Raw genomic sequence first — 409 nt, forward strand, 5'->3', positions numbered from 1 at the left:
CGGGACGTGGACAAGCCCTTCCTTCTGGCCATCGAGGACGTCTTCTCCATCACCGGGAGGGGCACGGTGGTCACCGGGAGGATCGAGCGGGGCAGGATTCACGTCGGGGACGAGGTGGAGATTGTGGGCATCCGCCCCACCCAGAAGACGGTGGTCACCGGGGTGGAGATGTTCCGCAAGATCCTCGACGAGGGTCAGGCCGGGGATAACGTGGGCCTGCTGCTCCGGGGCATCGGGAAGAAGGATGTGGAGCGCGGCCAGGTGGTGGCCGCCCCCGGCACCATCACCCCCCACGTGGCCTTCCGGGCTCAGGTCTACGTCCTCTCCAAGGAGGAGGGAGGGAGGCATACCCCCTTCTTCTCCGGCTACCGCCCCCAGTTCTACTTCCGCACCACGGACGTCACGGGAG

General features: G+C 67.0%; 1 protein-coding gene. It reads left to right on the forward strand.

The window, feature by feature from the left end:
- A partial coding sequence (locus QME84_11660) for an EF-Tu/IF-2/RF-3 family GTPase (protein ID MDI6874920.1) occupies positions 1-409 on the forward strand: 409 nt, incomplete at both ends.

This window comes from Actinomycetota bacterium (assembly GCA_030019255.1).
GTDB lineage: Bacteria > Actinomycetota > Geothermincolia > Geothermincolales > RBG-13-55-18 > Solincola_A.